The following is an 8,994-nucleotide window of genomic DNA, read 5'->3' on the forward strand; positions in this document are numbered from 1 at the left end:
TATGGGGGGTGAAGTCTTTTACTGGAGGCGATGAGTTTCCTGTGGCGTGAGTTCGCAGCAACGCAAGTCCGCCGATCAGTAGTCGTCGCCCCGATCGGTAATGTCCTTCTCCACCATCGGAGCATTCGGATCCTGGCCCGCCGGGAACTTGCCCTTCAGATTCCACGCAAACGCGATGATTTCGGCGATCGTGCGATACAGCTCTTCCGGGATGCTGTCGCCCAATTCCATCTTCGCCAGCAGCCTGACCAGTTCCGGGTTTTCGTAGATCGGCACTTCGCATTCGCGGGCGATTTTGAGGATGGCTTCGGCCAGTTCTTCGTCGCCCTTGGCGGTGAGGGTCGGGGCGTGGCTGCCGTCGTATTTGAGGGCGATGGCCTGGCGTGGGGCGTTTGGATTTCTCATGCGGTTTCGTCGACCCAGCGTTGTTCGAGGCGGGTTTGCGCGCCTTGGGGTGGTGTGCCGAGATGGCAATCGAGGTCGCCGACATTGAGGCCGGACGCCAGTAATTGCTCGCGCAAGGCTGCCAGATTGCTTTCGATCAGGCTCGCGGTGTACGGCCGTTCGGCCCACAACTGGCTGGACAGGCTGCCCTGAATCAGTTGCGCCTGAACCTGCAATGGGCCGAGCGGTTCCATGTCGAAGGCGAGTTCCACGCGCCACAGTTGTTGCTTGGGTTCGCGCTCGTCACGCCGTTCGTTTTGCGGCTGTTTTTCCGGCGCTTCTTCGCGCTGGAATTTGACTTGCAGCGGCACGATGTCCTGCAAGTTGCGCATCGGAATCTCAAGCTGCCATGTGCTCATCAACCGACCATCGTCGGTGACGCCGGTTTGTTCCAGGCTAGACAGTTGGTGGCTCTGCAGGCGTGAAACGGCAGCGGCGGCCAGGCGCAGCAGATGTTCCAGATCACCTTCGCCGTCCTGGCTCTGCAGCGATCGCTCGGGCAAAGGGAAATGCGTCGGCAATGGTTTGGCGCTGACCTGCCCGAGCATGCCCAAGGCGCTGCGGACGAAACTTGGCATCGCCTGAGCGAGGGTGTTCGCGGCAATCACCGCGCCGAGGTTGCTGTTGGGCGGCGTCAGTTGGGCGATGAGTTTCAGCAGGTCGGCTTTCATGTCCGGGGCGAGGGTGGGCGTCTGCCCGGCGAGCAATTTCGATTCAAGGAACAGACCGCTGTTGGCCAGCGCCAACGCCAGGCCTTTGGGCGTGCTCAATTGTTGAACGTCCGGCAGGCCGGCGAGCAATTTGTTCACGGCCGCTTGCAGGTCTGCGGAGGTTTCGTCGGTCGGGGGCAGGTTCTGCAAGGCGCTGAGCAAACTGTTCAGCGAACCTTGGCGGCTCTGCTGAGTGGTCAACTGCTGGGTCACCGCCAATTGATCCTGACGATTGCTCAACGGCACGAATTTCAGGGTGTGCGTGTCTTGCACCAATGCGCTCAGCAAGGTGCCGATGCGCAGCGGCTGCGGGCTGTCGATGGTCAGCGTGCTGCCGCTCAGCGCGGTATTCAGGAGACTGACCATCGAACGAAAAACCGTCGGTTGCCCCGGCGTCTGCGGCAGCACTTGCGACGTCAGTACTTTACCCTGCAGCAAGGTGCCGGCCGGCATTTGCGCGGTGTCGATGCGGGTGAGGGTGGCGACGTTGGAGGCCACAGTCTGTTGCACCGCAATCGCCAGGTTGCTGGCGGACGGTTGAGTGATCGCGAGGTTGGTGCCGGTCGGCAACGGTTGCGTACTGGTGGCCTGGACCGTGGTCTGGCGACCGCCATCGACGGTGACTTTAAGCAGCAATTGAAAGGTCTGATCCGCCTGTTTCAGCGACAACACTTCGGCATTGGCAGTCTTGCCCGCACTGATCAGGCCCTCGATCGGCGTCAATAACTTGAGCAAATCACCGCTGACCACCTGCGGGCGCGTGGCCGTCGGGGTGGTCGGGGGCACTGGGAGGATGTTCATTTCGCCTGTCATACGCGGTCACAACCTTCGGAAAATGCGCTCTTTAGAGTAAGGCATGGCATGTATAATGCCGCCCGTCTTCAGGGAGCGGTGAAAACATTCAATTGTTTTGATCCAGCTCTCTAAAACCGGCTGCCGATGCATCTATGCTGCATCTCTTTAGCGGCCGCGCCACTGCTGACTTGAACCCGACTTGAACCGCCGACTTGAAACGTAAAGGCCTTTGATCTCTTGACCAGTCCAGTCCTGCAAACCGTTGACCTCGCCTGTGAGCGAGACCTTCGGCTGCTTTTCGAAAATCTCGAATTGCGACTGTGCAGTGGCGAAATGCTGCAGATCAGCGGCCCCAACGGCAGCGGCAAGACCAGCCTGTTGCGTTTGCTCAGCGGCCTGATGCAACCGACCGCCGGCCAGGTGCTGCTCAATGGCCAGCCGCTGAACGCGCAACCCGGCGAACTGGCGCGCAATCTGTTGTGGATCGGGCATGCCGCCGGGATCAAGGATTTGCTCACGCCGGAAGAAAACCTCAGCTGGCTCTGCGCCCTGCATCAACCGGCGAGCCGCGAGGCGATCTGGCAAGCGCTGGCCGCGGTCGGTTTGCGCGGTTTCGAGGATGTGCCGTGCCACACCTTGTCGGCAGGCCAGCAGCGGCGCGTGGCGTTGGCGCGGCTTTACCTCGACAGCCCGCCGCTGTGGATTCTCGACGAACCGTTTACCGCGCTCGACAAGCAAGGCGTGGCGCAGCTCGAAGAACACCTGGCCGGGCACTGCGAACGCGGCGGCATGGTGATCCTGACCACGCATCACACGCTGAGCCGAATGCCGGCCGGCTACCGCGACATTGATCTGGGGAATTGGGCCGTATGAGTGTTTTCGGCCTGTTGGTCGCCCGAGAAGCGCGCTTGCTGTTCCGTCGTCCGGCGGAATTGGCCAATCCGTTGGTATTCTTCGCCATCGTCGTTTCACTGTTCCCGTTGGCGGTCGGACCCGAGTCTCAATTGTTGCAAACCTTGTCTCCGGGACTGGTCTGGGTAGCAGCGCTTTTATCGGTCCTGCTCTCGCTGGACGGGCTTTTCCGCAGTGATTTCGAGGACGGATCGCTGGAACAGTGGGTCCTTTCGCCGCACCCCCTGGCTCTTCTGGTTTTGGCCAAGGTACTGGCACACTGGGCCTTCTCCGGGCTGGCGCTGGTGTTGCTTGCGCCACTGCTGGCGTTGATGCTCGGTTTGCCTGCCGCCTGTCTGCCGGTGTTGCTGCTTTCTTTATTGCTGGGTACACCGGTGCTGAGCCTGCTCGGTGCGGTGGGCGCAGCGTTGACGGTAGGATTGAAACGCGGCGGCCTGTTACTGGCGCTGCTGATTCTGCCGCTGTACATCCCGGTGTTGATTCTCGGCAGTGGCGCCTTGCAGGCAGCCTTGCAGGGCATGCCGGCGACCGGTTATCTCCTGTGGCTTGGCAGCCTGACCGCCCTGGCGATAACACTTACACCCTTTGCAATAGCTGCTGGCCTGAAGATCAGCGTCGGCGAATAATAATGAGGTCTGGTTATTTTTTAACCATGTTGGTTAAAACCAGCAGACCCTTGGCTAGCTCGTGACAACGAGCAGCAACCGTGATGGAAACAGCAATGAACTGGACCTGGTTTCATAAGCTCGGCTCACCCAAATGGTTTTATGGCATCAGTGGCAGACTGCTGCCGTGGCTGAGCGTCGCGGCGTTGCTGCTGATCGCCGTCGGCGTAGTCTGGGGCCTGGCCTTCGCGCCGCCGGATTACCAGCAGGGCAACAGCTTTCGCATCATCTATATCCACGTTCCGGCGGCGATGCTCGCGCAGTCCATCTACGTGATGCTGGCGGTGTGCGGCATCGTCGGGCTGGTCTGGAAGATGAAACTGGCCGACGTCGCTCTGCAATGCGCGGCGCCGATCGGTGCCTGGATGACCGCCGTGGCGCTGGTCACTGGGGCGATCTGGGGCAAACCGACGTGGGGCTCGTGGTGGGTCTGGGACGCACGACTGACGTCGATGCTGATTCTGCTGTTTCTGTACTTCGGGCTGATTGCGCTGGGCAACGCCATCAGCAATCGCGACAGCGCGGCCAAGGGTTGTGCGGTGTTGGCGATTGTTGGCGTGATCAATATCCCGATCATCAAATATTCGGTGGAGTGGTGGAACACCCTGCACCAGGGCGCGACGTTCACCCTCACCGAAAAACCGGCGATGCCGGCCGAAATGTGGCTGCCGCTGCTGCTGACGGTGCTGGGTTTCTACTGTTTCTTCGGTGCGGTGCTGTTGCTGCGCATGCGCCTTGAAGTGCTCAAACGCGAAGCGCGGGCGAGCTGGGTCAAGGCCGAAGTGCAGAACAGTCTGGAGGTCGCACGATGAGTTTTGCTTCATTCGGCGACTTCATCGCCATGGGCCATCATGGCCTGTATGTCTGGTCCGCCTATGGCATCTGCCTGGCCGTGCTGGTCCTCAACGTGGCGGCGCCGATCCTGGCCCGCAAGCGGTATCTGCAACAAGAGGCGCGTCGTTTGCGCCGGGAGAACGGCAAGTGAATCCGCTGCGCAAAAAGCGTCTTATCATCATTCTCGCGATTCTCGTCGGGGTCGGCGCAGCCGTTGGCCTGGCCCTGAGCGCGCTGCAGCAGAACATCAATCTGTTTTACACGCCGACGCAGATCGCCAATGGCGAAGCCCCGCAAGACACGCGCATCCGTGCCGGTGGCATGGTCGAGGCAGGGTCGCTGCAACGTTCCGGTGATTCGCTGGACGTCAAATTCATCGTTACCGACTTCAACAAATCCGTGACCATCAGCTATCGCGGGATCCTCCCGGACCTGTTCCGCGAAGGGCAGGGCATCGTTGCCTTGGGCAAAATCAACGCCGATGGCGTAGTGGTCGCCGACGAAGTGCTGGCCAAGCACGACGAGAAATACATGCCGCCCGAAGTCACCAAGGCGTTGAAAGACAGCGGTCAATCCGCGCCCACCCCAGCAAAGGAGGGTTGATGTGATGACCTCTGCACTGTTCATTCCGGAATTGGGCCAACTGGCCATGATCCTCGCGCTGTGTTTTGCGCTGGTTCAGGCCATCGTGCCGCTGATGGGCGCCTGGCGCGGCGACCGCTTGTGGATGAGCCTCGCGCAGCCCGCAGCGTGGGGCCAGTTTGCCTTCCTGTTGTTTTCCTTCGGTTGCCTGACTTACGCGTTCATGACCGACGATTTCTCCGTCGATTATGTGGCCAGCAACTCCAACACCGCGTTGCCGTGGTACTACAAATTCAGCGCAGTGTGGGGCGCGCACGAAGGCTCGTTGCTGCTCTGGGCTTTGATCCTCGGCGGCTGGACCTTCGCAGTGTCGGTGTTCTCCCGCCAGTTGCCGCAAGTCATGCTCGCCCGCGTATTGGCGGTGATGGGCATGATCAGCACCGGTTTCCTGCTGTTCCTGATCCTCACGTCCAACCCGTTCGCGCGCATCCTGCCGCAGATCCCGACTGATGGTCGTGACCTCAATCCATTGCTGCAAGACATCGGCCTGATCGTGCATCCGCCAATGCTGTACATGGGTTACGTCGGTTTCTCGGTCGCTTTCGCTTTCGCCATCGCCGCACTGTTGGGCGGTCGACTGGATGCCGCATGGGCGCGCTGGTCGCGGCCGTGGACCATCGTTGCGTGGGCGTTCCTCGGCATCGGCATCACGCTGGGCTCGTGGTGGGCGTATTACGAACTCGGCTGGGGCGGCTGGTGGTTCTGGGATCCGGTGGAAAACGCTTCGTTCATGCCTTGGCTGGTCGGCACGGCGCTGATTCACTCGTTGGCGGTCACCGAAAAACGTGGCGTGTTCAAGAGCTGGACGGTGTTGCTGGCAATCGCCGCGTTCTCGCTGAGCCTGCTCGGGACATTCCTCGTGCGTTCAGGGGTGTTGACCTCGGTGCACGCCTTCGCCTCCGATCCTGAGCGCGGCGTGTTTATCCTGATCTTCCTGCTGTTTGTGGTCGGTGGCTCGCTGACGCTGTTCGCCCTGCGCGCGCCAGTGGTCAAAAGCCATGTCGGTTTCAACCTCTGGTCCCGCGAAACCCTGTTGCTGGGCAATAACCTGGTACTGGTGGTGGCCGCTTCGATGATCCTGCTCGGTACGTTGTACCCGCTGATCCTTGATGCGATGACCGGCGCCAAGCTGTCGGTTGGCCCGCCGTACTTCAATGCGTTGTTCATTCCGTTGATGGCATTGCTGATGGTGGTGATGGCCATCGGCATGCTGGTGCGCTGGAAGGACACCCCGGTCAAATGGCTGGTCGGCATGCTGACCCCGGTGTTGCTCGGCAGCGCGGCGTTGGCCGTGGTCGCCGGCATTGCCTACGGCGATTTCAATTGGGCGGTGCTCGCCACGTTCATGCTCGCCGCATGGGTGTTGCTGGCCGGCGTGCGCGACATCATCGACAAGACTCGCCACAAAGGCCTGATCAAAGGCTTGCCGAGCCTGACCCGCAGCTATTGGGGCATGCAGATTGCGCACTTGGGCATCGCCGTGTGCGCGCTCGGCGTGGTGTTGTCGAGCCAGAACAGTGCCGAGCGCGACTTGCGCCTGGCGCCGGGCGAGTCCATGGACCTGGCCGGTTATCACTTCATCTTCGAAGGCGCCAAGCATTTTGAAGGGCCGAACTTCACGTCCGACAAGGGCACCATCCGCGTTGTGCGCGATGGCAAGGAAGTCAGCGTGCTGCACCCGGAAAAACGTTTGTACACGGTGCAAAACTCGGTGATGACCGAGGCCGGGATCGACGCCGGTTTCACCCGCGACATCTACGTCGCCCTCGGCGAACCGCTGGGCGATGGCGCCTGGGCCGTGCGCGTGCACGTCAAACCGTTCGTGCGCTGGATCTGGTTCGGCGGCTTGCTCACCGGCGCCGGCGGCTTGCTCGCGGCGATGGACCGGCGTTATCGGGTCAAGGTGAAAAGCCGCGTGCGTGAAGCATTGGGCATGACGGGAGCCACGGTATGAAACGTTGGTTGATGGTGTTGCCGCTGGCGATTTTCCTGCTGGTGGCGGTATTCCTTTATCGCGGCTTGTACCTGGACCCGGCCGAGCTGCCGTCGGCGATGATCAACAAGCCGTTCCCGGAGTTTTCGCTGCCAGCCGTGCAGGGCGACAAGACCCTGACCAAGGCTGACATCCTCGGCAAACCGGCGCTGGTCAACGTTTGGGGCACCTGGTGCATTTCCTGCCGGGTCGAACACCCGGTGCTGAACAAACTGGCCGAGAAGGGCGTGGTGATCTACGGCATCAACTATAAGGACGTCAATGCCGACGCCTTGAAGTGGCTGGCCGAATTTCACAATCCCTATCAACTGGACATCCGTGACGACGAAGGCACGCTGGGCCTGAACCTCGGTGTCTACGGCGCGCCGGAAACCTTTTTCATCGACGCCAAGGGCATCATCCGCGACAAGTTCGTCGGCGTGATCGACGAACAGGTCTGGCGCGAAAAACTCGCGGCCAAGTATCAGGCACTGGTTGATGAGGCCAAGCCATGAAGCGCTGGCTCGCCGCGGTTGTTTTGGGTTTGAGCATGGCCGGCGTGGCGCATGCGGCCATCGACACTTACGAGTTCGCCAAGGAAGGTGACCGCGAGCGCTTTCGCGAGCTGACCAAGGAGCTGCGTTGCCCCAAGTGCCAGAATCAGGACATTGCCGATTCCAACGCCCCGATCGCCGCCGACCTGCGCAAAGAGATTTTCCGCATGTTGGGCGAGGGCAAGGACAACCAGCAGATCATCGATTTCATGGTCGATCGCTACGGTGATTTCGTTCGCTACAAACCCGCTCTCAACGCCAAGACTGCCTTGCTCTGGTTCGGCCCCGCCGGACTGTTGCTCGGCGGTTTCGTGATCATCGCCGTGATCGTCCGCCGTCGTCGTGTGCAACGCGCTGACACCCCGGACACGCTTTCTGCCGAGGAGCGTCAACGCCTCGACCACCTGTTGGATAAAAACCAAGAATGATTGATTTCTGGCTCGCTGCAGGTCTGCTACTTCTGGTTGCCCTGAGTTTTCTGTTGATCCCGGTGTTGCGCGGTCGTCGCGCTCAGCTCGAAGAGGATCGTACTGCCCTGAACGTCGCGCTGTATCAGGAGCGCGTGGCTGAGTTGCAGACTCAGCAGGAGGAGGGCGTGCTCAACGCGACGCAACTGGACACCGGCCGCGCCGAGGCCGCCCGCGAGTTGCTTGCCGACACCGAAGGCGTTGCGGCGCCGCGTGTATCGCGTCTGGGCAAACCGCTGCCCTTGCTGGCGGCGATTCTGGTGCCGGTTCTGGGCTTGGCGCTGTACCTGCATTTCGGCGCCAGCGACAAAGTCGAACTGACCCGCGAGTTCGCCCAGGCACCGCAGTCGATGGAAGAAATGACCCGTCGTCTGGAGCGTGCCGTCGAGGCGCAGCCGGATTCGGCGGAGGGTTTGTACTTCCTCGGTCGCACCTACATGGCTCAGGATCGGCCGGGTGATGCGGCAAAGATTTTCGAGCGCACAGTCAATCTGGCGGGCCGTCAGCCGGAATTGCTCGGCCAATGGGCGCAGGCGCAGTATTTTGCCGATGGCAAAAAGTGGTCGGACAAGATCCAGGCCCTGACCGACGAAGCATTGAAAGCCGATCCGAAGGAAGTCACCAGCCTGGGTCTGCTCGGCATCGCCGCGTTTGAGGCCGAGCGTTTCCAGGACGCCATCGACTACTGGAATCGCCTGTTGGCGCAACTGCCGCCGGACGACAATTCCCGTGGCGCGCTGCAGGGCGGCATCGCCCGCGCTACCGAGAAACTTGAGGCCGGCGGCGGCAAAGTGGCCCAGGCCCCAGCGGCCAAAGGCGCGTTGCTCAAGGTTCGCGTTGACCTCGCGGCGGAGCTGAAAGCCAAGGTCCAACCGGGCGACAGTGTGTTCATTTTCGCCCGTGCCACCTCCGGCCCACCGGCCCCGCTGGCCGCCAAACGCCTGACCGTCGCGGACCTGCCGGCCACCGTCGAACTGGGCGATGCCGACGCAATGATGC

11 protein-coding genes are annotated in these 8,994 nt (G+C 61.3%); 9 read left to right on the plus strand and 2 right to left on the minus strand.

The window, feature by feature from the left end; translation table 11 throughout:
* Positions 1–75: 75 nt before the first annotated feature.
* A complete protein-coding gene (locus BI292_RS15705) occupies positions 76–405 on the minus strand; it encodes an EscU/YscU/HrcU family type III secretion system export apparatus switch protein (protein WP_092271404.1) in 330 nt (109 codons plus the stop codon).
* On the minus strand, positions 402–1,967 hold the full coding sequence (locus BI292_RS15710; protein WP_101208391.1) for a flagellar hook-length control protein FliK: 1,566 nt from the start codon (positions 1,965–1,967) through the stop codon (positions 402–404). The genes BI292_RS15705 and BI292_RS15710 overlap by 4 nt, the downstream gene beginning before the upstream one ends.
* 219 nt (positions 1,968–2,186) lie before the next feature.
* On the opposite strand from BI292_RS15710, the gene ccmA reads away from it, so the two are divergent.
* The 9 genes from ccmA to ccmI all read left to right on the plus strand — a co-directional run.
* On the plus strand, positions 2,187–2,822 hold the full coding sequence (gene ccmA, locus BI292_RS15715) for a cytochrome c biogenesis heme-transporting ATPase CcmA (protein ID WP_092271400.1): 636 nt from the start codon (positions 2,187–2,189) through the stop codon (positions 2,820–2,822).
* On the plus strand, positions 2,819–3,487 hold the full coding sequence (gene ccmB, locus BI292_RS15720) for a heme exporter protein CcmB (protein WP_007980754.1): 669 nt from the start codon (positions 2,819–2,821) through the stop codon (positions 3,485–3,487). The genes ccmA and ccmB overlap by 4 nt, the downstream gene beginning before the upstream one ends.
* 95 nt (positions 3,488–3,582) lie before the next feature.
* The gene (locus tag BI292_RS15725) at positions 3,583–4,338 is read left to right on the plus strand and encodes a heme ABC transporter permease (protein ID WP_101208392.1); all 756 of its coding nucleotides are present in this window, start codon (positions 3,583–3,585) and stop codon (positions 4,336–4,338) included.
* A complete protein-coding gene (gene ccmD / locus BI292_RS15730) occupies positions 4,335–4,511 on the plus strand; it encodes a heme exporter protein CcmD (protein ID WP_092271396.1) in 177 nt (58 codons plus the stop codon). The genes BI292_RS15725 and ccmD overlap by 4 nt, the downstream gene beginning before the upstream one ends.
* Positions 4,508–4,963, plus strand: coding sequence for a cytochrome c maturation protein CcmE (gene ccmE / locus BI292_RS15735; RefSeq protein ID WP_092271393.1), 456 nt, complete (start codon positions 4,508–4,510; stop codon positions 4,961–4,963). The genes ccmD and ccmE overlap by 4 nt, the downstream gene beginning before the upstream one ends.
* 4 nt (positions 4,964–4,967) lie before the next feature.
* Positions 4,968–6,956, plus strand: a complete 1,989-nt coding sequence (locus BI292_RS15740) for a heme lyase CcmF/NrfE family subunit (protein WP_101208393.1) — start codon at positions 4,968–4,970, stop codon at positions 6,954–6,956.
* Positions 6,953–7,489, plus strand: coding sequence for a DsbE family thiol:disulfide interchange protein (locus BI292_RS15745; protein ID WP_092271391.1), 537 nt, complete (start codon positions 6,953–6,955; stop codon positions 7,487–7,489). Before BI292_RS15740 ends, BI292_RS15745 begins: the two co-directional genes overlap by 4 nt.
* A complete protein-coding gene (locus tag BI292_RS15750) occupies positions 7,486–7,956 on the plus strand; it encodes a cytochrome c-type biogenesis protein (protein ID WP_092271389.1) in 471 nt (156 codons plus the stop codon). The genes BI292_RS15745 and BI292_RS15750 overlap by 4 nt, the downstream gene beginning before the upstream one ends.
* Positions 7,953–8,994, plus strand: a 1,042-nt coding sequence (gene ccmI / locus BI292_RS15755; RefSeq protein WP_101208394.1) for a c-type cytochrome biogenesis protein CcmI, incomplete at its 3' end; no start/stop codon positions are given. The genes BI292_RS15750 and ccmI, both read left to right, overlap by 4 nt.

The sequence above is a fragment of the Pseudomonas sp. 43NM1 genome, from assembly GCF_002836905.1.
In the GTDB taxonomy this organism is placed as follows: Bacteria; Pseudomonadota; Gammaproteobacteria; order Pseudomonadales; family Pseudomonadaceae; genus Aquipseudomonas; species Aquipseudomonas prosekii.